Genomic DNA, 19,910 nt, shown 5'->3' with positions numbered 1-19,910 from the left:
AGGATAATACACGCTACAGCAACAGCCAGAGAAACAACAGCAGCAGGCCCAGCAGCGAAAATAGATAATAAGATTGAATGTTTCCATTGTGGAGGTTCTTGCCCACCCACCCTAGCCCCCTTGACAGCCAACCCACGGCATACACCGCCCCGTCCACCACCCACCTATCACTCCAAGCAGTGAGTTTGGAAAAGGCCACGGTGCCTTTGCCCCAACCGTGCAAGAGGTAATTGATTTTCTGGTCGGTGCCCTGGGTCAGGGAAGCCAGTTTTAAGGTCATGAAAACGATTCCTCGGGTATACAGTTCATCCAGGTAAAATTGGCAAGCCAGTAGATGACGCCACCCAGTCTGCTCCCGCCCTTCTTTCTTCTTGACAATGATGCGCTGGGTAAACCAGGCCAGATTCCCGCCGGCCACCACCAAGATCAAGGCCACCAACCCTACCCAGGAAGAATGACCATTAGCATAGAGAGGGACAAAGCGTTCCATGGAAACTTTTAAGCCATTCAGCAGCCAGCTACCTTCTATAGACCAAGGCACCGGAGCGTAAAAGATCCACAGGCTCAAGCCACTCAGAATCAGCACGGGGCCCAGCATCAGAAAAGGAGCTTCCTGCCGGGCCGTCTGCCGGAAATACCGCAACGACACTCCCAATCTAGCCTTTCCCAGAAACACGAAAATGATTTGCCGCAGCATATAGTAGGCCGTAAAAAGCACGGTGGCAAAAACCAACACGGGAACCACCAACCTAAAAGAGAATTCTCCCTCCGCCCGGGCCCACTGCCAACTGGCCAACAGCAACGCGTCTTTAGACAGGAAACCAGAGAAAAAGGGCAATCCCACCAGTGCCGCCGAAGCTACCAGATAACAGCCAAACGTCACCGGCATGACCTTCCGGAGGCCTCCCATGTTGCGGAGGTCCTGCGGGTCAATGGGAGCCTCAAAGAGAATACGGTGACTGTGGTGGCTCCAGGCATGCTTCACGGCGTGGATGATGACACCGACATTCAGGAAAAGGGCCGCTTTGAAAAAAGCGTGGGTGAACAAATGAAACAAGGCAGCATCTGGCGCACCTACGCCAATGCCCATCACCATGTACCCTAGCTGCGAGATAGTGGAAAAGGCCAGCACTTTCTTGAGGTCGTACTGCATGGTGGCCGCCAGTGCACCCACCACAGCGGTAAGCGCCCCCACCAAGGCCATGGCGGTCAACACCTCGGGCAGAAACAGCGGGAACAGCCTCGCCAGCAGGTACACCCCAGCAGCCACCATAGTTGCCGCATGGATCAGCGCGGAGACGGGCGTGGGCCCTTGCATGGCATCGGGTAACCAAACCTGCAGTGGGAACTGCGCCGATTTCCCCATAGCCCCGGCCAACAGGCCAAAGCCCGCCAGCAACAGTATTCCCCGGGGAAGCCCGCCCGCCCCAACCGCCGCCAGAATAGTCTGCAGATCAAAGGTCTGGAACAACAGGAACACCGCCAACAAACCCCACAGTAATCCCACATCACCAATGCGGTTAATTAGAAAGGCTTTGCTACTGGCCTGGGCTGCTGCCCGCCGGTGGTACCAGAAACCAATGAGCAGATACGACAGAAACCCCACCAATTCCCAGCACATGAACAGCACCAACAAGTTATCTGCCAGCAAAAGGGCCAGCATACAGGCCGTGAAGAGACTTAGGTAAGAGAAATAACGGGCATACAAGACTTCGCCGTGCATGTAACTGATGGAGAAAACCTGCACCAGCAAGGAGACAAACGTCACCAGCACCAACATCGCCACGGTAAGGTTGTCCAGGTAAATACCGGTATTGAACGCCAAAGCGCCGCCATTCAGCAAAGGCACCGAAAACCACTTTAACTGGGCCTGCAGGGGCGTCTGGCCCCACACGTGGTAAAAGAGAAACCCAGCGGCGACCGCCGATAAAGCCATAGCAGCCACAGAGAGCCAATCGCCCTGGCGTGGAAGCCGGCGGCCTAGCAGAAACAGGAGCAGGAATGAAAGCAGCGGAAATCCCAACACTCCCAGGACCGCCAGCTTTCCCGCCGTAGACGGAACCTGAACGGCCAGTGGGGAAAGGAGGAGATAAAGCACGCTTAGCCTTTTAACTGATTGATGTTCTCTAAACGGGCGGTTCTGAACCACTTGAACGCCTGCAACACAATGGCCAGCGCCACGGCGGCCTCTACGGCGGCAATTAGCATGACAAAGAGGGCAAACACCTGGCCCTGGATCAAGGTAGGGTCATAGCGGCTAAAGGCCACCAGATTGAGGTTAGCCGCATTGAAGATGAGTTCTATTCCCATGAGCACCGCAATGGCGTGCCGCTTGGTAAGGACCACCGCCACGCCCAGGCCAAACAGAATGGCCGCCAGCAAAAGCACATGCAACAGGGGCGCTTCCATTAGGGTCGGGCGTTTTGTTTGGTAATGGCCGCCGCGCCTACCAGCGCCACCAGCAGTAACACAGAGGCAATCTCAAAGGGCAGCACGTACCGCAACACCAGTTCCTGGCCAATGGTAAACAAGGTAGTAAACTTACCGGTACCAGTACTCTGGGGTAAAGCAGAGGCCTGTGGACCGCCCGCAAAAGCGCTACTGGTTTTTAACAGCAAACCGCCCAGACCGGCCACTATGCCTATGACTACGGCCGCGCCCCAAAAGGTATTGGCGTTGCCTTGCAGCAGAAAATCACGCTCGTCTGAAGAACTAAGCATCAATCCGAATACAATCAGCACCAGTACCCCGCCCACGTAGACCATGAGTTGGGTCACGGCCACAAAATCAGCGAAGAGCAATACATAGATAGCCGCTACCGCCAGCAGGCAAAGCAGCAGCGCAAAGGCCATGTGCAGCAGGTTTTTGCTAAACACCAGCCAAAGCCCCGCCCCTACCGCCAGCGCGGCAAAAAGATAGAAGAGCAGGGTAGGCAGTGCCAGCATAGCAGGGGATTAAGGGCCTAAGATCGTAAATGCCCGGGAAAGAGACAAACCGCTCTTTTACCGCCTGCCTTGCGTTCTAAGCCCGTTTTCCAGAAACTAGGGCAAAAACGACAGGGCAAGGTTAGGTCGGGCGGCCTTTGGGTGCCTACCTTTGCGGCTATGAACAAACAAGTACAGGTGCACGGCGCCTTGTTTACGGTGGCCCTTCTGTACGGGGCCAACTACAGCATCGCAAAGGAGGTCATGCCCGCCTACGTGCTCCCTTTTGGGCTGATAACCATACGAGTACTAAGCGCTACACTGGTATTCGGCCTTTTTTCGCTTCTGTTTACCAAAGAAAGAGTCACCAGCCGCAAAGACTGGGGCCGAATAGCCTTGTGCGGCCTTTTTGGCATCACCATTAACCAGCTTTCCTTTTTCAGTGGCCTTAACCTTACCTCCCCTATCAACGCGTCCTTAGTGCAGACCATTTCACCGGTGGTGGTATTGGTGATGTCTTCGGTGCTACTCAAGGAGCGCATAAAGGTGTTCAGGATGCTGGGGATTCTGCTGGCGGGTCTGGGGGCCATGCTCCTGATCTCAGGTTCAGCCAATAATAACCAGGAAGGCCATGTGCTAGGCGATTTACTGGTGCTTTTGAACGCAGCCTCCTTTGGGGTGTTTCTGGTGCTGGTGAAACCGCTCATGCAGAAGTACAACGCCATCACGGTCATGAGCCGGGTTTTTCTGGTGGGCTGCCTGGGCGTGGTGCCGTTTGGCTGGGGTCAGGTCATGTCCGCCGACTTCTCCTCCTTCCCCGCCTCTATCTGGGCGGCCATTGCGTTTGTGGTGATAGGGGTTACCATTCTGGCCTATTTGCTCAATGTGTGGGCCATGAAATACGCTAGCCCGTCTTTGGTGGGCGTTTATATCTACATGCAGCCTGTGATTGCTATTCTAATTGCTGTGAGCCTGGGCAAAGACACTTTTACCTGGCAGAAAGCCCTGTATGCCGCCATGATTTTTGGAGGAGTATACCTGGTGAGTAAGCCCAAAAAACCCGTGCTGCCGGCTTAATCTTCAAAAAAGTATTCCCCTTAGGGCACCCGGTTGGCTAATTGGGTGTTTCCCTTCAAAATCTTCCCCTGACATGGTAGACGAACCAACCGCATATGACCACGACACCCTCCACCACCTCTTCCTGCTGGTAGAGGCCCAGGACGCCACCTGCATGTTGAACCTGGCGGGCCACCCGCTCCGGATCAGGGAGGTAGTGTTCCAGATGGTAGAGAATGGCTGTCGGGTAAGCAGAGTAGAGGCAGATGGCTACAATACCTTTCTGTATGACAAAGAAGTCACAGAAATCTATGACTACCTCACCACTATCATCAAGGTAAAATTTGCGAAGGTCTAAGCCCAGCCAACCCGTTTCGGGCCTGTTTTTGCAAAAACAGGCCCGAAACGGAATTCCCGCGCTACCTACTCCAACATACCCCTCTAGTGCCCCTGTTCATGGTCAGGAAAAACCCTGGCGAATGTTAAAGTCTTAGCTTCCCGCTATATTCCTATCAGATTCTTAGCATAGCGTCATAACGTCTCCTGTCTTACTTCGTAAAATACAATACAAACCACAAAGTAAGACTATGAAAAATCTAAAGATATCTCTACTCATGCTTTGCTCCGTTTTTGTTCTGGGCGCCAGCATGCCCCAGGAGGTAAAAGCACAGGAGGTACAGAAAAAAGAGAAAAAAGGCTGGAGTAAGAAAGCCAAAGGTGCCGTGATTGGCGGGGCCGGCGGGGCTGCCGCAGGAGCCGTGCTTGGCGGCGGAAAAGGCGCCGTGATTGGTGCCGCAGCCGGTACAGTAGCGGGCGGGGCCATAGGCAAGAAGAAAGACAAGAAAAAAGACCCCAAACGCCACGAAACCTATACCCGGAAAGATAACCACTAACCCTTTTATTGCCCTGTTACAAAAAGCCGGTGCCCCTCAAAAGGCATCGGCTTTCTGCTTTTATACTCTTTCAAGGCAGCAAAACGCACTTTAACAGGTTTCCTGTTTTAAGCCTGATTTTCTAAAAACAGGCTCAAAACAGGAAAAGGCGGCCAGGGGCACTTTAGAACTGCTCGCCTTCCTGCTCAGGCCTTTCCTGGTTGTTGTCCTGGCGGTTTTTATCGCGCTTCTGGGCATTGGCGTTCCCGAAGCGGTAACTGAAGCCCACGTACACCAACTGGCTTTGCGGCTTGTAGCGGCTGGTTTCCTCAAACCCGTCCAAGGCATCGCCACTGAAACTGGTGGAATTGAAACGCATGGTATTGAACAAGTCCTGCACCCGCAGCGTGATGTTGCCTTTGCCTTTCAAGACTTCTTTTCTGGCGCTTAGATCGGTCATGAAAAACGCTGAGCGCTCGCCCTGCACGGTGACTACCGGCGAGCGGTAATTCACAGAGAACTGCACCTCGGTTTTAAGCGGGAGGGTGAAGTTGTTGTTCAGGCGGCTTGTCCAGGAAAAGCGGCTGTTTTTGGCCAGGCCCACGCTGGTAGCGTCAATGATGTACTGGAACGCCGAGGCATTGGCATTCACGCGCCACCACGGCGTAAGGGTAGACGTGCCAGTCAGTTCCAGGCCGTAAGACGCGCCGCTGGCAATGTTCTCAAAGGTAGAGACGGTAGTCCTATTGTCTTCCTGCAGGGTCCTGATGGATTGCACCACATCGGTCATTTGGCGGTAGAAAACACCGGCCGTAGCGGTGGTATTTTTCCAGAAGCGCAGGTAGTTCACCTCATAAGAATCAATGAACTCTGGGTTGAGGTTGGGGTTGCCCTGCCGGATGTTGAAGATGTCTGAGATATCCCGGAACGGGTTCAGTTGCCGGGTGCCCGGGCGGTCTATGCGGCGGCTGTAGCTGGTCTGCACCTTCTGCTCTTCAGAGAACTCATAAGTGAGAAACAGGCTGGGGAACAGGTTGAGGTAGTCTCTTTTGTTGCGCTGGCGCTGCGTGCGCTGGTCTGCTATGATGTTGGTCTGCTCCAGGCGGGCACCCAACTGGTAACTGAATTTACCCAGGGCATTGCCAAAGTTACCGTACAGCGCGTGCACCCACTCATCATACACAAAGTGGTTGGTTCGGCCAATGCTGTTCAGGAACTGGTTGGTTTTGCTGTCAAAATCGGTGGCCAGAATATCAGCGTCCTGGCGCTCAAACGTAGACCGGTAGCCAGCCTCCCATTTGCCTTCCTCGCCAATGGGGTGCACGTAGTCTACCTGCAGAGAGGCCTCGCGTTCTTTCTCCAGGGCCGAGTTTTGCTGTAACAGGCGTTGGCCCTTGGGCGTGGGCGTGCCTTCGGGAGTAAAGAAAAGCTGCGAGAAATTATCGCCGCCGTCTTCGCTTTCCTGGTTGTAGACAGCATCGGCGGTCAGCTCACGGCCTTTCTGCGCGAAGGTCTTGCGGTAACTCAAGGAATATTCCCACACGTTGCTTTCCTCAGAACCGTTGGTGGCCCGGGTAGAGGTGCTGTCCAAATCCTGGTTGGCGTTAAGGAAACGGTAAAAGTTGGCGCTCTCGTTTTCCCGGCTCCCCAGGCGGTACAGCACCGATCCTGTCAGGCTCTGCCGCTCGGTTAGCTGGTAGTCGGCGCCAAACCGCAGGTTATGGCTGGAAAAGGAACGGGTGCTGTTAGAAGTACTCTCCTGAAACGTATTGGCCCCTTCGCGGCGGTTGGTCCTGAACGAGGAGCCTGTGCCCTTGCGTTTGTCTTGCCGGAAGTCATAGTTAGTGAACAGGTTCACCTTGCCCAGGCGGTAGTTGAGGTTGAGGGACGAATTGTAGCGGTTGCCCAGGCCGGCATTCAGAGAGACAATGCCGTTCAGGCCGCGCTGCTTTTCTTTTTTCAGGATGATGTTCAGGACGCCGCCCGTGCCGCTGGGATCATATTTAGACGATGGATTGGTGATCACCTCTACCCTATCAATGGTACTGGCCGGAATCTGGTCCAGCCCCAGTCCGCTCAGCGCCGACGGCTTGCCGTCAATAAGGATGGTGATGTTAGAGGTGCCCCGCATGCTCACGGTGCCTTCCTGGTCTACGGTGACCGAGGGCACGTTCTGCATGACGTCTACAGCCGTACCGCCTACGGTGGAAAGGTCTTGCCCCACGTTGTACACCCGTCGGTCCAGGTTATATTCTACGGCCTCGCGCTGGCCCACCACTTCTACCACCCCCAACTGCGTAGCCGCCGACCGCATGGCCACCACGCCCACGTTCACGTTTGGGCTAGCGGAAGACACGTGCACATTGGGCACCAACCGGTTGGCGTAACCTACCAGCGTGAATTTTAAGTGATACCGGCCCGGGGCCACCGGCTGAAGGGTGAACGCGCCGTTGGCCTCTACCAGGGCGCTGGCTACAATGCTGGAGTCCTGGGCGGCCAGCAGCACGGCCGTGGCAAAGCCCAGGGGCTGTTTGGAAGAGGCGTCCTGCAAAGTGCCACTTATTTTACCGGACGCCGGTACCTGGGCCTGCACCTTTAGAAAGGAAGCCAGAACGAAGAAAAGAAGGAAGGGAAAGAACTGTTTCATGCAAAAGAATAGGTACGCTACTTCTAAACAAAACGCCTGAACCCAGCACAACGGGTATACTCCTGGTCAACTTGTTTCAGGGGCGCCTCTTTAACCAACTAGGACTCAGGGTCAAAGGTTTTGAAAAGAGAGCGATTGTTTGACCCGTTTTAGGGCCGTTTTTGGAAAAACAGGCTTAAAACAGAAAAGCCCGGGCTTGGCAGCCCGGGCTTTTGTAATGGTATTAGATGTAAAGATTATAAGTGGATCACTTCGCCGTAAGCGGCGGCAGCGGCTTCCATAATAGCTTCTGACATGGTTGGGTGCGGGTGCACGGCTTTGATGATCTCATGCCCGGTGGTTTCCAGTTTGCGGGCTACCACTACCTCGGCAATCATCTCAGTTACGTTGGCGCCAATCAGGTGAGCGCCCAGGAACTCGCCGTACTTGGCGTCAAAGATCACTTTCACGAAACCGTCTTTGGCTCCGGCGGCAGAGGCTTTACCAGAGGCAGAGAACGGGAACTTGCCCACTTTGATCTCGCGGCCCATTTCCTTGCACTCTTTCTCAGTGTAGCCTACAGACGCAATCTCTGGCACGCAGTAGGTACAGCCCGGTATGTTTTTGTAGTCAAGCGGCTCTGGATGATGACCGGCAATGGCCTCCACGCAAATGATACCCTCGGCGGAAGCAACGTGGGCCAAAGCAGGACCTTTCACAATGTCACCAATGGCGTAGATGCCTTCCACGTTGGTGCGGTAGAAATCATCTGTGGTCACGCGGCCACGCTCTACGGCAATGCCCAGTTCCTCCAGACCCAGGTTCTCCAGGTTGGTTTGGATACCCACGGCAGAAAGTACTACGTCGGCTTCAATTGTTTCTTCGCCTTTGGCAGTCTTGATTTTCACCACGCAAGCGGCCCCCGAGGTGTCTACTGACTGTACCTCAGAAGAAGTCATGATGTTGATGCCGGCTTTCTTGAACGATTTCTCCAGTTGCTTGGAGATTTCCTCATCCTCAACGGGCACAATGGTAGGCAGGAACTCTACAATGGTCACCTCGGTGCCCATGGTCTTGTAGAAGTAGGCGAACTCTACGCCAATGGCGCCGGAGCCTACCACCACCATGCGCTTTGGCTGGTTTTCAAGCACCATGGCCTGGCGGTAGCCAATGATCTTTTTACCGTCAATAGGCAGGTTTGGCAACTCGCGCGAGCGGGCACCGGTGGCCAGAATGATGTGCTTGGCTTCGTAGATTTCGGCTTTGCCACCTTCAGTGGTCACTTCAAGCTGGCCTTTGCCTTTGAGTTTGCCGTAACCGGCTATGTGGTCAATCTTGTTTTTACGGAACAGGAACTGGATGCCTTTGCTCATGCCCTGGGCCACGCCCCGGCTACGGGCCACCACGGCACCAAAATCTGCAGAGGCGTTGTCTACGTTAATGCCGTAGTCTTTGGCGTGCTGAATGTATTCAAATACCTGCGCGCTTTTAAGCAACGCCTTGGTAGGGATACAGCCCCAGTTGAGGCAGATACCGCCCAACTCAGCTTTCTCCACCACGCCTACTTTCATACCCAATTGTGAGGCGCGGATGGCAGCCACGTAGCCCCCTGGGCCGCTGCCCACCACTATCAAATCATATGTTGATGCCATGTATCTGGATGTAAGGTTTTACTTCAGGCAAAGCTACATCATAAACACGCTTTTGCCAAGTTTATAAGACAGAAGGCGTTTTGGGGCTGTTTTGCGAAAAACGGGCTTAAAACGATATAATGGTTCACACAGCCCTCACAAAAGGCACCCATCAATTACAGAAACATTTTTTGACAAGTTTATGAGTTGCCGCTGGCTTTCTGGTCCATGTAAGGTTGCCAGTTAACAATGAGCACCTTCTCCTCTGGCAAGAGTAAATACCCATAGTCATAGCACAAGTGGTAGGTGTTTCCTTTCTGGGTGGTATAGAGCTGGGTGAGGTACCGGAAATCAAAGCCCGCCAGCTCCAGGTACTGGCGTGGGATGGTAGTCTTGCCATGCGGGCTGAGTTGCTTCAGAATACTACGGTTTTTACGCAGAGCGGCATTGATCTGCCGAATGCGCTCCTCGCCCAGGCTCTGTCTCTTAACAGTGTTGTTAGTCAGGTACCGGCACTGGTCAGAGCAGAAGCGTTTGTCGGTCCTACCTACAATGGTGGTGCCGCACTGTTGGCATGCCTTCTCCTGTGTCATTGGTTAGCCGTGTTATTACCCGGGTATATCCGTTTATACCCGGGTAATAACACGGCTAAGGGAGCAGAAGGTTTTATCTTGGTCCAATTACTCCCGCTACTGTCATGTCTTACCAAACTCAACTTCCGGTTCTGTACTTAAACCCGCTGGATCACGCAGGTAAAGCGTTTATACGCCTTTACCATAAGGCCAATCCTTTGCTATCGAGGTACTTGAAAGAAGCTACCTGGATGAAGTATAGCAAGACATACAAGTGCTATGTGATGCACCATTCTAACCAGGCGATTGAAAAGACGCACCAGCACTTTCAAGGCCTGGCCAAGGTAGATGCCCGGTATTTGCACAGGCCCCAGCGCCTAAGGCCCGCGAAGGGAGCGGTTATTCTACAACAGCACAAAGCCCTGGTGGAGCCTCTGGAGAAAGGCCCTGTACGCCCAGTGGTACGCCTACAACCCCTGGAGTTGAAGGGCAAGGCAGTTGTGCAGATAAGCTACCAATCTCATAAAGCTATTTATGCGTGCCTGAAGAACAGCAAGGCTGCAAACTGGGTACCAGAGTTGCATTGCTTTGTCATCTCTACTGAAAGTACCAGTATGCACACCTTGCTGACCGAGCTGGCCCACGTGGCCCAGCTGTGGCTATCCCAGACCATGCAGGTAAAGGATATGTCTTTGCAAGCAAAACTTTGGGAGCAAACCTACCAGAAAGGGCCAGGCTATATTCCTTGCCCGCTTGGCTACCTTGAAAAACTGTTTCTCTTAAACTACAGCCTTAGCACCCTACGCACGTATCACAGCCTTTTATTACGCTTTTTAAACGCCCACAAAGACCAAGACATGGGGACTATAAACGCTTTCTCAGAGGAAGCCATCAACCAGTACCACCGCCACATGGTGCAGGCAGGTACCTACTCGGCCTCCCTGGTGAACCAGTCCATTAATGCAGTTAAGTTTTATTACCAGCGTGTATTACTGCGGCATGAGGTTAGGCTGAACCAGATAGAACGCCCAGATAAGCCGGAACGTTTGCCCCAGGTATTGAGCAAAAAAGACGTGCTAAAGATCCTTTCTGTGACGGAAAACCTGAAACACCGGTGTATGTTGCAACTCCTGTATGCCGGTGGTCTGCGCATTGGGGAGGTAATCAACCTGAAGCTCACAGATGTGCAGTCTGACAGAAACCTACTTCTGATTAGAGGAGCCAAGGGCAAGAAAGACCGTACCACCCTGCTGTCTCAGAAGCTGCTGGAGAGCCTGCGGGCCTATTACAAGGTATTTAAGCCAAAGCTATGGCTCTTTGAAGGCCAGGCGGGCGGACAGTACACGGTAGAGAGCATAAGAAATGTTTTTAGGGCCAGCAAGGAAAAGGCCGGCGTAAAAGCCCCCGCCACACCCCACACGCTGCGCCATTCCTTTGCTACGCACCTCTTAGAGCAGGGTACAGATTTAAGGTACATCCAGGTTTTGCTAGGCCACCGTTCCAGCAAAACCACCGAGATTTATACCCATATTACCACCCACGCCCTAGATAAAATTGTAAGCCCGTTGGATAACCTCTAGCAATACCTTACATTGGCTATACTATATACAACGATGCTTCTTCAACTCTTAACAGTACCAAATCTGCGCGAAGAGAGGAAAATGCACTTCGCATATAGTGCAGATAAACGTATGTTTACGTTTAGCAACTAGTTGGCAGCAATTGATAAATAAAAAACTGAATTGAATAAAGAAAAAGATAAAATCAATTGGGCTGCCATTGGCTGGTTCGCCTTCTCTATCCTATGGATAATAGAAGGAATAATCTTCATCATCAAGGACAAAGCAATTATTGGACTTCATCGGGACTCAAGCCTGAATGTTGTTGGTGGCTGGTTAATTGTTCTGGTTGGGTTAGTTTTCTTTTATGTAGCTTTCCATTCACTCTCACCATTCGGAAGTGTCAGGAGCTTTTTTCAAGGAACTTCCGAAAACAAGAAAAAAAGGCCACACAATTCCGACTGACATCAGCATGTCCAACGGATAAATTTCTAAGATTGAAGGTAAAGTGATTTGAAGAAATCTTTTGCTAAGAATTAATTTGAGTGCGTTTTTGACCTGTTTTTTGTAAAAGAGGCCAAAAACAGGAAAGCAGCAATTTGAATTAGAGGCAGTACAAAAAGAACAACTCCTGCCAACACTGTATAAAAGTCAGCATCGGCCGACGGCCTCGCCGTCTTTTATACTAGTCCGTTGTAAGAAATACATATGAATAGAATATCCCTAATTCTTTTGTCACTCGTAATCAGCTCTTGCTCCTTCCACACAGCCGTAACCTACCAACAGGAAAAAAAGAGCGAATACATAAGACAAGACGGATACATTTTGAGCTGTAAGAAAGAAACTATCAACGGTAAGGACTTTCTCATTGTGGGTGCTTATACACCAGTAACATATAGACCTTATTACACATTTTTAGACGGAATAAAATCTGATAATGCAGTTGCAGTTCAAAAAGTAAAAATAAAATTCACCGACACGGGTGACACTTTGGAATTAATGAAGGTAAGTGAAAATTATTCTTACTGGTTTTATTCTGAAAACCTGGACGACATTATCCATAGAAATAAAGAACTCAAGTTATCTGTACAGTTGGAAGACCTAAAAACAGGGAGAATTGAAAGAAAGGAGTTCTTGCTAACCAAAAAGAAGCGGACTTATCCAACTGGAACTTTCCCGCACGCATAGTAAAAAAGTACTTCTTACAACAACACCTAAACGCCAGACTTCGGCCGACGGCCTCGCCCGTCGTTTAGCTTAGCCGTTAGGGTTAATTAAAATAAAAAGATGACCAAATCTCTACTAGAGCGGATACAGGACTGGTATAGGAACAACTGTGATGGGGATTGGGAACATGGCTTTGGAATCAAAATCACAACGGTTGACAATCCTGGCTGGTCAGTTGAGATAGAGCTACAGGATACCGCTCTTGAAAATGCCGAATTTAGCCAGCAATATGACAATGGTGACGAAGACTGGTTGTTTATCGGAGTAAAGGATGGGAAGTTCACTGGTGCGGGTGACCCAGACAAGCTTAATGAAATCTTCAGAATATTTTTGGAGGAAGTTTTGCCGTCACAAATAGACCAGAGCTATACGCATTTCATTTATGTCCCTATCCCAAATAGTCCAGTGCCTGTTTGGAAAGAAGTAACAGCAAGGGTAATTAATGAAAGTGTTTTTGAAATCACTCAAATAGATGAAACTACTCTTCAAAATTTACAAGTGTTGGATATTGATGATTATCAAAGCATAGACCCGAAGAAACTTAGCGAATTGGAATATAAAGAAGGTGACAAAGTAAGGTGCAAGCTGCAAGCATTCTTTGAAGGAGTAGGCCCAGTTGTGACAGAAAAAATAGAATAACAAACCCTAACACTGTATAAAATTCATGCTACGGCCGACGGCCTAGCACGTTTTTTATACTAACCGTTGGTGGTAAGGCTAAGAATAAAAATGAGAAGACTTTACAGCGATTCTAAGCTAATAGATGACTTTCTACAAAGACTAAATCTAGTGGAAATTCTTGACGGTGGCTGGGCTGCAAAGTATCTCGATAATGAAAACGGGAAACAATGGCTAAAATACCAAACCGATTCAGAATATCACGGTGGTGGACAGACAACTCTAATCCGACTTCCTGAACCAACCACTACAGAATTAATCGACATTGCTCTAAATTCAGAATTTGACGACGAAGCTTCAGCAGCAGCAATTCGACTTAGTGATAATGAACAATATGCGGACAAGGAATTTCGCCAAGAACTAATAGACCGATTAAAAGCAAAAGAATTTCAAAAGCTAACAACAAGAGAGAGAAGCAGATTAAAAATGATAATCGCCTTCTCTGAGCTTGACCAACCTGAGAACAGAAGGGAAATTGTTGGGAAAAGCATTCATGAAATAGAGGAAGATTCACAGTTCTTCCAGAGAATTGCACAAAAAGCTGTTTCCATTTTAGAAAAGCTATAGAAAGAAAAAAAGCACTACCACCAACACTGCATAAACGCCAGCATCGGCCGACGGCCTCCGCCGCCGTTTATACTAACCGTTGGCAGTCATAAATAAAAATGAAGAAGATATTAATACTTGTATTTACTATTTCGTTGCTAAGCTCGTGCAAAGAAACAAAACGGAAAGTCGAAGAGAAGCCATTTCCGACGTTTACCTATAATGGGAATAAATACTTAAGGTTGCCCAGTTCAGAATATTATCCTTCAGATAACCGACCTTTTGAGGAGGATGAAAAACCTTATGGGGCGTTAACAATCGATTCTGCTGGGGACTTTGAATTAGTAAAAGTAAAGTTTTGGATGCTTGACAGCGTTTTCAAAAGGCTTGCACAAAAAGAAAACCTCTCATACTCTAAAACTTATTTACTCGATACGACTCAAAAAGAAAGGATTTTTGATTTTAGCAATGGCTTTAAAGTAAAACCAATAGGTGACACTGCTTACTTTAGTTTGAAAATAAAGAACCGCAAAGTGACACAGCAAGAACTCAAGGAGAAATGGTCGATAAAAATCAATTGCCACTTTGAGGATAAAAATGGGGTTTCAGTTGACACCTTCTTTGTCAGTAACTTCAACGCTGAATGGATGAAATAATAATTACGTCTGCCAACAAGGCATAAACGTCACCCTTAGGCCGACGGCCTAGTGCGTCGTTTATACTAGCCGTTAGCCGCCATTTAAGAAACCTCTCCCCAAAAAATTAAAAATCAAACAATTTACTTACTTTTGGCGTTACTACCGTAAATCAGGAGTATGATAATATCATTTGGCTCAAAAGACACGGAAAAGATTTGGAACGGAGAAAGGGTCGCAAAGCTCCCGATGGAAATTCAGACGATTGGTCGGCGAAAGTTGAGGATGCTCCAAAACTCGCAGACCGTCGCGGACTTGCGGATACCCCCCTCCAACCAACTGGAAAAGCTATCCGGTAATTTGAAAGCATTCTACAGCATCCGGATAAACAACCCATGGAGAGTCATCTTCCAATGGAAAAACGGCCAGGCCTCAGAAGTAGAAATCATTGACTACCACTAAACAATATGGAAAAGCTACCTAACATACACCCAGGAGAAATATTGCAGGAGGAATTCCTCGTCCCCCTGAACATTACAGCCTACCGACTTTCAAAAGACATCAATATTCCGCAAACCAGAATATCAGAGATATTGAAGGGAAATAGAAGAATCACGGCAGACACCGCACTCAGGCTAAGTTATTACTTCGGGAACTCTCCTAAGTTTTGGCTCGGGCTCCAAGACGACTATGATTTGGAGGAAGAGAAAAACAACAAGAAGCATGAGTTGGAAAACATAAGAAGGTTTGAAAAAAACGCCGCCTAACAAAAGGTAAACGCCAGCCTCCGTCGCATTTTAGCCAAACGGTTAGAAGGCACTTAGTTCCCACTGCCCATATCATCATTGAAATAGAGTACCAGAATAATTCTATTAGAGCGGGTAATATCTCTTAGAAATTCTTTTTATCATTCTTACTGCCTTAACTTTTACCTGAATGAAAGGAAACCACATGGTAGAGTTGAATAAAGCAATACTGATAAAGGCGAACGAAGCTATTACCCAAGGTGACAATGAAGGGTTTCTGTCTTTCTGCACCGATGACACAGAATGGACTTTTGTAGGCGACCAGACCCTAAGAGGGAAGGAAGCTGTTAGGCAATACATGGCCACGGCGTACATAGAACCACCTAAGTTTATGGTTGAAAACCTAATCTCTGAAGGTGATTTTGTCACAGCCCTTGGTACAATCAAAATAAAAGACAGTGGCGGGGAAATGGCTGACTACTCCTACTGTGACGTCTGGCGATTTCGCGACGGTAAGCTGGCTGAATTAAAGGCTTTCGTTATCAAGACTGACTAAAAATGCAAACCCCCAACGGTACCATGCCAAATGGGATCAATTACCCATAACAGGGAACTTACCCATATTAAAAAAGTAACGTCTAACATCACCTAAAAAGCAGTAAACCGCTTTGAGCTAAGCCTTTTAGACCATATTCCTGGAAATGAAATTTTTAGTTTCTATCCCCAAGAAATCAACGAAGGAATTAGAAAGCATTCTTGCCAACCGTCAAAAATATGTACCAGAGGCGGTTGAAACAGCTAGGAATGAATTAGAAAACCGGAAGAGGTTCATTTCACAAGAAGAACCGAAAACAACGTATCAGGAAGAAGAAGCGCCCCAGAAAGAGAAGAAATCAATATATGAAAGAAGCTGGATGCCCTATTTTCTGATAAGCTTTTCTATAGCAATTCCAGTATTTTTCATTGCCACTATACATGATGAGAAGAGAACGCCTCCCACCATTTTCACCTCTCTCGGACTACTTTTGACTATGTGGTGGTCGTACATTCGGGCAAAACGAAAAGTAAAATAACCTTTTAATTGCCCGCCTTGCCCGTCATTTACAAAAGCGCAGCAGGCACACTCAACAGGAATTGCATAACCTAAAACCAAAGGCCATTTATCATGAGAAAAATCATCGTCCTATCCATGTTTTCATTAGACGGCGTGATGCAGGCGCCCGGCGGACCTCAGGAAGACCCGTCTGGAGGCTTCAGGTACGGCGGCTGGGTGGCCCCTTACGGGGACGAGGTTTCTGATAAGGTGATGCAAAAACTCATGCAGCCCTCTGATCTTCTTTTGGGCAGAAAGACCTTTGAGATATGGGCCAACTATTGGCCAACACATGCACAGGGCTGGCCAGGCATCAATGAGGTCACCAAATACGTGCTCTCCACCACCATGAAGAAATCAGACTGGAAAAACTCAGTTTTCCTTAGCAGTCTGGCCGAAATAGAAAACCTTAAAAACTCAGAGGGTCCTGATTTGCAGGTCTGGGGCAGCAGTAAGCTTATTCAATTGCTCCTCTCCCATGCGCTGGTAGATGAACTCTGGCTCATGATCCACCCCTTGATTCTGGGCGAAGGGAAAAAGTTGTTTGACGCGGGTGCCATGGCCTCTGCCTTTACCTTAACGGAGAGCATTGTGAGCCCAAGCGGCGTGATTCTGGCGCATTACATCCGGGCCGGAGAAGTCAAAACAGGTACGGTAGGGGAATAAGGATAATAAGTATCTAGAGTCATTTCCTACCAAGTGGCAATAAGTAAATTTTCTGTTTTAGGCCTGTTTTGGGTAAAACAGGCCTAAAACAGAAGGTGCCTCTTACTCAAAAAACAGGTAAAGCCGGTCCTTCTCTTTTTCTGCCATGACCACGGGCGTGAGCCGGTAGGCGGTTTTAATAGTAGCCGCAGTGAGTACGTCCCATTTAGTACCTTCGGCTAGCAGACCGCCTTGGTGGATCAACACAATTTTGTCTGCGAACTTGGCGGCCAGGTTCAAGTCATGCACTACGCCCACCACCACTAAATCTGGCTGTTGGCGCAACAGATCCTGGACCTGGTGCATGAACTGAAACTGATAGTGCACATCCAGAAACGAAAGGGGTTCGTCCATGATGAGGTAACGGTTTTGGCCAGGCACCGGGTACCAAATCTGGGTCATGACCCGGGCAAACTGCACGCGCTGTTTCTCACCGCCGCTTAAGGTCAGGTAGTTTCGCTCTGCCAGGTCCCAGACGTCAAAAAAGCGCATGGCTTCAAGGCAGGCGTGCTCATCTTTGGCGGTGGGTTTGACGGAGAAATGTGGGTAACGGCCCATCATCACCACTTCCCAAACGGTCAGCGGAAACGCCAAATCCACATTCTGCGAGAGCACCGCCCGCCGCTGGCCCAACTCCAGATCTGAATACGCCCTTAGGTTCTTGCCCTCCAAAAGTACCTCGCCGTGCGCGGGTTTCAACTGTTTGCATAAGACCTTGACCAAGGTAGATTTTCCGGCGCCGTTCGGGCCGATGATGAGGCTGAGTTTGCCGGGCTCAAAGGTGGTGGAAACGTCTTTCAATAACGTCTTACTTCCAATTTTATAGGTAATGTTTTCTGCCTGTAACATTAGAAATAGACGTTTTTCTTACGCAACAACAACAAAAAGACCGGCACCCCTACCGCCGAGGTCACAATGCCAATAGGTAGTTCAGCAGGAGCCAACAACAGGCGGGCCACCAGGTCGGCCAGACTCAGCAGAATACCACCCATGAGCGCGCTGCCAATGACCAGAAAACGGTTATCTGAGCCCTGCATCAGCCGCAGCAAATGTGGTACGATCAAACCAATGAAACTGATTACGCCTGTAAACGACGTGGCTACCGCCACCATGATCACGTTAATGAGCAGAATGGTGAATTTTAGCCGCTTCAGGTTAATGCCCAGGTACTGCGCCTCCTCCTCGCCTATCATGAGCGCATTTAGATGCTTGGTATAGCGCAAGGCCACCCCCAGACACACCAAAGACACCGTGCCCACAATCATAACAGAATGCCAGTTAGCCCCAGACAGCGTGCCCAGGGTCCAGAAGGTGATGGACCGGGCCTGCGGGTCACGGGCGATGTAAGACAAAAAGCCCACCCCACTCAGAAACAAGGCGTTAATCGCGATGCCCGTGAGTAGCAGGCCCACAATAGAACTTTTGCCCGTTTCCTTAGACTGGGCCAGCGTGAACACCAAGCCCGTAGCCAGAATACCTCCCGCACAGGCAGCCAAAGGCAAGGTCCACTCCCCCGTCCCGAAGTTGAATACCGCGCCCAGCACAAAGTACAGGGCCGCCCCAAAGGCCGCGCCACTGGACGTCCCCACTAAACCGGGCTCCACAATGGGGTTCCGGAACAAGGATTGCATCAAGACGCCGCCCACAGCCAAAGTAGCCCCTACTATCACCGTTAAAAGCGCCCGGGGCAGGCGTATTTCCAGAAAAATGCGCTCGTTCAGGGTCAGGCTCTCGGGCTGGGAAAACACCTGGCTCAGCGCCGAATTCATTTCCTGCAAGGAGATCTGCACCGCTCCAAACCGGATGGAAAGCACCGTCACCCCTGCCAGCAGTACCCCCAACCCAAGATACAGACGGCGGTATTTTTTATTGAACCTGCCCATTCTTCTGGTGAATCAGTTTCTGCAGCAACAGTACATTTTGCCCCGTTCTTGGACCCAGGTACACCAGGTCATGCTCCTCCACTCTAAAGATGCGGCCGTTCTTAAAGGCATTGGTCGCGGAGACGCCTGGCAGTTCACTTATCTTCTGGTTAGAGCCCAGTTTGTCATAGCCGAAGTCGGTGAGTAGAATCACGTCCGGGTTTGATTGGGCCACCACCTCGGCTGAGAGTTGCTTCATGCCGCGGTCGCCTTCCACGGCCATGGTGCCGCCCGCCCAACCTACCATTTTGGCTGCGGTGCTTTTGCCCGTCATGACCAGGTACACGTTGTTGGCCTGCCCGTAATGGATAATGAGCACCTTTGGTTTCTGGGCATAGCTTTTAGCATTATCCAAGGCCTGTTGCATTTCCTTTTCTAACTTCTGGGAAAGGGAATCGGCTTGTTTTTCACGGTGGAAGTATTGGCCCATCTCCTGAAACAGGAGTTTGGTGCTGTCCAGGGTAGAGCCGCTCACGGAGAACTGCTTCATCGGGATTTTGAGTTGTTCCAGTTGACGCACCACATGCTCAGGGCCAATGCTGGCGGGTCCGTCATGGATAATCAGGGTGGGCTTGGCCGCCACTAATCCTTCTAAACTCAAGGCGCGGTGATAGCCTACGGTGGGCAGCTTTTTGGCCGCTTCTGGGTACGTGCTGGAAACGTCTACGGCCACCAGGTTTTGGACCGCGCCCAACGCATACATGATCTCAGTGTGTTGCTTGGAGACGCTCACAATACGTTCGGTATTCTCCTGCTTCTGGTCTTTGTTCTGGAAGCGCTCGCAAGAGACTAGCACCAGGCTGGCGAAAGCCATGATAAGGTATTTTTTCATTTCAGTGTTGGTTTCTGGTTGGTGATTGTTGGTTGTTAGTGTTTATTTAATCAGGATTAGAAATTCCTGAACAGTTTATTATTGATTCATTTATCTCTTTAAACCTCTGTTCAATTTCCGGCAACTTTTCTCATACTATATCTTCGCTTAAGTTTGGATTCTCTTTCTGACATCCCTCACATTTGTCAGCCTGAAAGGACCTTTTGGGCGGGTTAGAAAAGCGCTTACTCTGGCGTCATTACTGTTTGCCACCAGGACCCTTTCAGGATGACAATAGAGAGAAGAT

23 protein-coding genes are annotated in these 19,910 nt (G+C 49.9%); 14 read left to right on the top strand and 9 right to left on the bottom strand.

The annotated features are described in order from the left end of the window. Positions 1 to 13: 13 nt before the first annotated feature. Genes ACYVJQ_RS05395 through ACYVJQ_RS05385 form a run of 3 tightly spaced genes read right to left on the bottom strand, consistent with a single transcriptional unit; the run spans position 14 to position 2,945 of the window. A complete protein-coding gene (locus ACYVJQ_RS05395) occupies positions 14 to 2,098 on the bottom strand; it encodes an NADH-quinone oxidoreductase subunit 5 family protein (protein ID WP_460892041.1) in 2,085 nt (694 codons plus the stop codon). A gap of 2 nt (positions 2,099 to 2,100) precedes the next feature. Then, the gene (gene nuoK, locus ACYVJQ_RS05390; RefSeq protein WP_460892040.1) at positions 2,101 to 2,409 is read right to left on the bottom strand and encodes an NADH-quinone oxidoreductase subunit NuoK; all 309 of its coding nucleotides are present in this window, start codon (positions 2,407 to 2,409) and stop codon (positions 2,101 to 2,103) included. Beyond that, positions 2,409 to 2,945, bottom strand: coding sequence for an NADH-quinone oxidoreductase subunit J family protein (locus ACYVJQ_RS05385; RefSeq protein ID WP_460892039.1), 537 nt, complete (start codon positions 2,943 to 2,945; stop codon positions 2,409 to 2,411). The genes nuoK and ACYVJQ_RS05385 overlap by 1 nt, the downstream gene beginning before the upstream one ends. Before the next feature lie 159 nt (positions 2,946 to 3,104). Between ACYVJQ_RS05385 and ACYVJQ_RS05380 the strand changes: the two genes are divergently transcribed. From ACYVJQ_RS05380 to ACYVJQ_RS05370, 3 genes are all read left to right on the top strand, one after another. Beyond that, positions 3,105 to 4,001, top strand: coding sequence for a DMT family transporter (locus ACYVJQ_RS05380; protein ID WP_460892038.1), 897 nt, complete (start codon positions 3,105 to 3,107; stop codon positions 3,999 to 4,001). A gap of 73 nt (positions 4,002 to 4,074) precedes the next feature. Further along, the gene (locus ACYVJQ_RS05375; protein ID WP_460892037.1) at positions 4,075 to 4,338 is read left to right on the top strand and encodes a hypothetical protein; all 264 of its coding nucleotides are present in this window, start codon (positions 4,075 to 4,077) and stop codon (positions 4,336 to 4,338) included. Positions 4,339 to 4,567: 229 nt separating this feature from the next. Next, the gene (locus tag ACYVJQ_RS05370; protein WP_460892036.1) at positions 4,568 to 4,873 is read left to right on the top strand and encodes a YMGG-like glycine zipper-containing protein; all 306 of its coding nucleotides are present in this window, start codon (positions 4,568 to 4,570) and stop codon (positions 4,871 to 4,873) included. A gap of 163 nt (positions 4,874 to 5,036) precedes the next feature. Here ACYVJQ_RS05370 and ACYVJQ_RS05365 read toward each other — a convergent pair whose 3' ends face one another. From ACYVJQ_RS05365 to ACYVJQ_RS05355, 3 genes are all read right to left on the bottom strand, one after another. After that, positions 5,037 to 7,499 carry a TonB-dependent receptor domain-containing protein gene (locus ACYVJQ_RS05365; RefSeq protein WP_460892035.1) on the bottom strand — a complete coding sequence of 821 codons (2,463 nt, stop codon included), beginning with the start codon at positions 7,497 to 7,499 and terminating at the stop codon, positions 5,037 to 5,039. A gap of 236 nt (positions 7,500 to 7,735) precedes the next feature. Further along, the gene (gene lpdA / locus ACYVJQ_RS05360) at positions 7,736 to 9,130 is read right to left on the bottom strand and encodes a dihydrolipoyl dehydrogenase (RefSeq protein ID WP_460892034.1); all 1,395 of its coding nucleotides are present in this window, start codon (positions 9,128 to 9,130) and stop codon (positions 7,736 to 7,738) included. Positions 9,131 to 9,309: 179 nt separating this feature from the next. Further along, positions 9,310 to 9,702 (bottom strand): hypothetical protein, encoded by a 393-nt coding sequence (locus ACYVJQ_RS05355; protein WP_460892033.1) that lies wholly within the window; start codon positions 9,700 to 9,702, stop codon positions 9,310 to 9,312. Between the two features lie 197 nt (positions 9,703 to 9,899). Between ACYVJQ_RS05355 and ACYVJQ_RS05350 the strand changes: the two genes are divergently transcribed. The 11 genes from ACYVJQ_RS05350 (at position 9,900) to ACYVJQ_RS05300 (ending at position 16,831) form a co-directional block, all read left to right on the top strand. Continuing rightward, positions 9,900 to 11,261 (top strand): tyrosine-type recombinase/integrase, encoded by a 1,362-nt coding sequence (locus ACYVJQ_RS05350; RefSeq protein ID WP_460892032.1) that lies wholly within the window; start codon positions 9,900 to 9,902, stop codon positions 11,259 to 11,261. 162 nt (positions 11,262 to 11,423) lie between these two features. Continuing rightward, positions 11,424 to 11,705: a hypothetical protein gene (locus tag ACYVJQ_RS05345; protein WP_460892031.1), complete on the top strand. Its 282-nt coding sequence runs from the start codon at positions 11,424 to 11,426 to the stop codon at positions 11,703 to 11,705. Positions 11,706 to 11,948: 243 nt separating this feature from the next. Continuing rightward, positions 11,949 to 12,428, top strand: coding sequence for a hypothetical protein (locus ACYVJQ_RS05340; RefSeq protein WP_460892030.1), 480 nt, complete (start codon positions 11,949 to 11,951; stop codon positions 12,426 to 12,428). Between the two features lie 99 nt (positions 12,429 to 12,527). Beyond that, positions 12,528 to 13,106, top strand: a complete 579-nt coding sequence (locus ACYVJQ_RS05335; protein WP_460892029.1) for an immunity 53 family protein — start codon at positions 12,528 to 12,530, stop codon at positions 13,104 to 13,106. 90 nt (positions 13,107 to 13,196) lie between these two features. Further along, positions 13,197 to 13,712 carry a hypothetical protein gene (locus ACYVJQ_RS05330; RefSeq protein WP_460892028.1) on the top strand — a complete coding sequence of 172 codons (516 nt, stop codon included), beginning with the start codon at positions 13,197 to 13,199 and terminating at the stop codon, positions 13,710 to 13,712. 98 nt (positions 13,713 to 13,810) lie between these two features. After that, on the top strand, positions 13,811 to 14,347 hold the full coding sequence (locus tag ACYVJQ_RS05325; protein WP_460892027.1) for a hypothetical protein: 537 nt from the start codon (positions 13,811 to 13,813) through the stop codon (positions 14,345 to 14,347). Positions 14,348 to 14,506: 159 nt separating this feature from the next. Then, entirely contained in the window at positions 14,507 to 14,788 is a 282-nt protein-coding gene (locus tag ACYVJQ_RS05320) for a type II toxin-antitoxin system RelE/ParE family toxin (protein ID WP_460892026.1), read from the top strand. A gap of 5 nt (positions 14,789 to 14,793) precedes the next feature. Further along, a complete protein-coding gene (locus ACYVJQ_RS05315) occupies positions 14,794 to 15,093 on the top strand; it encodes a HigA family addiction module antitoxin (protein ID WP_460892025.1) in 300 nt (99 codons plus the stop codon). Positions 15,094 to 15,277: 184 nt separating this feature from the next. Next, positions 15,278 to 15,628: a nuclear transport factor 2 family protein gene (locus ACYVJQ_RS05310; protein ID WP_460892024.1), complete on the top strand. Its 351-nt coding sequence runs from the start codon at positions 15,278 to 15,280 to the stop codon at positions 15,626 to 15,628. A gap of 145 nt (positions 15,629 to 15,773) precedes the next feature. After that, positions 15,774 to 16,145: a hypothetical protein gene (locus ACYVJQ_RS05305; protein ID WP_460892023.1), complete on the top strand. Its 372-nt coding sequence runs from the start codon at positions 15,774 to 15,776 to the stop codon at positions 16,143 to 16,145. 92 nt (positions 16,146 to 16,237) lie between these two features. Beyond that, positions 16,238 to 16,831, top strand: a complete 594-nt coding sequence (locus ACYVJQ_RS05300; RefSeq protein ID WP_460892022.1) for a dihydrofolate reductase family protein — start codon at positions 16,238 to 16,240, stop codon at positions 16,829 to 16,831. Positions 16,832 to 16,933: 102 nt separating this feature from the next. Here ACYVJQ_RS05300 and ACYVJQ_RS05295 read toward each other — a convergent pair whose 3' ends face one another. Genes ACYVJQ_RS05295 through ACYVJQ_RS05285 form a run of 3 tightly spaced genes read right to left on the bottom strand, consistent with a single transcriptional unit; the run spans position 16,934 to position 19,624 of the window. Next, positions 16,934 to 17,719, bottom strand: coding sequence for a heme ABC transporter ATP-binding protein (locus ACYVJQ_RS05295; protein WP_460892021.1), 786 nt, complete (start codon positions 17,717 to 17,719; stop codon positions 16,934 to 16,936). Beyond that, the gene (locus tag ACYVJQ_RS05290; RefSeq protein ID WP_460892020.1) at positions 17,719 to 18,753 is read right to left on the bottom strand and encodes a FecCD family ABC transporter permease; all 1,035 of its coding nucleotides are present in this window, start codon (positions 18,751 to 18,753) and stop codon (positions 17,719 to 17,721) included. The genes ACYVJQ_RS05295 and ACYVJQ_RS05290 overlap by 1 nt, the downstream gene beginning before the upstream one ends. Further along, positions 18,737 to 19,624 carry a heme/hemin ABC transporter substrate-binding protein gene (locus ACYVJQ_RS05285; protein WP_460892019.1) on the bottom strand — a complete coding sequence of 296 codons (888 nt, stop codon included), beginning with the start codon at positions 19,622 to 19,624 and terminating at the stop codon, positions 18,737 to 18,739. Before ACYVJQ_RS05285 ends, ACYVJQ_RS05290 begins: the two co-directional genes overlap by 17 nt. Positions 19,625 to 19,910: the final 286 nt, after the last annotated feature.

The organism is Rufibacter soli (genome assembly GCF_054781795.1).
The sequence above is the reverse complement of the archived record's forward strand: the minus strand, read 5'-3'. Positions and strand labels throughout refer to the sequence as shown.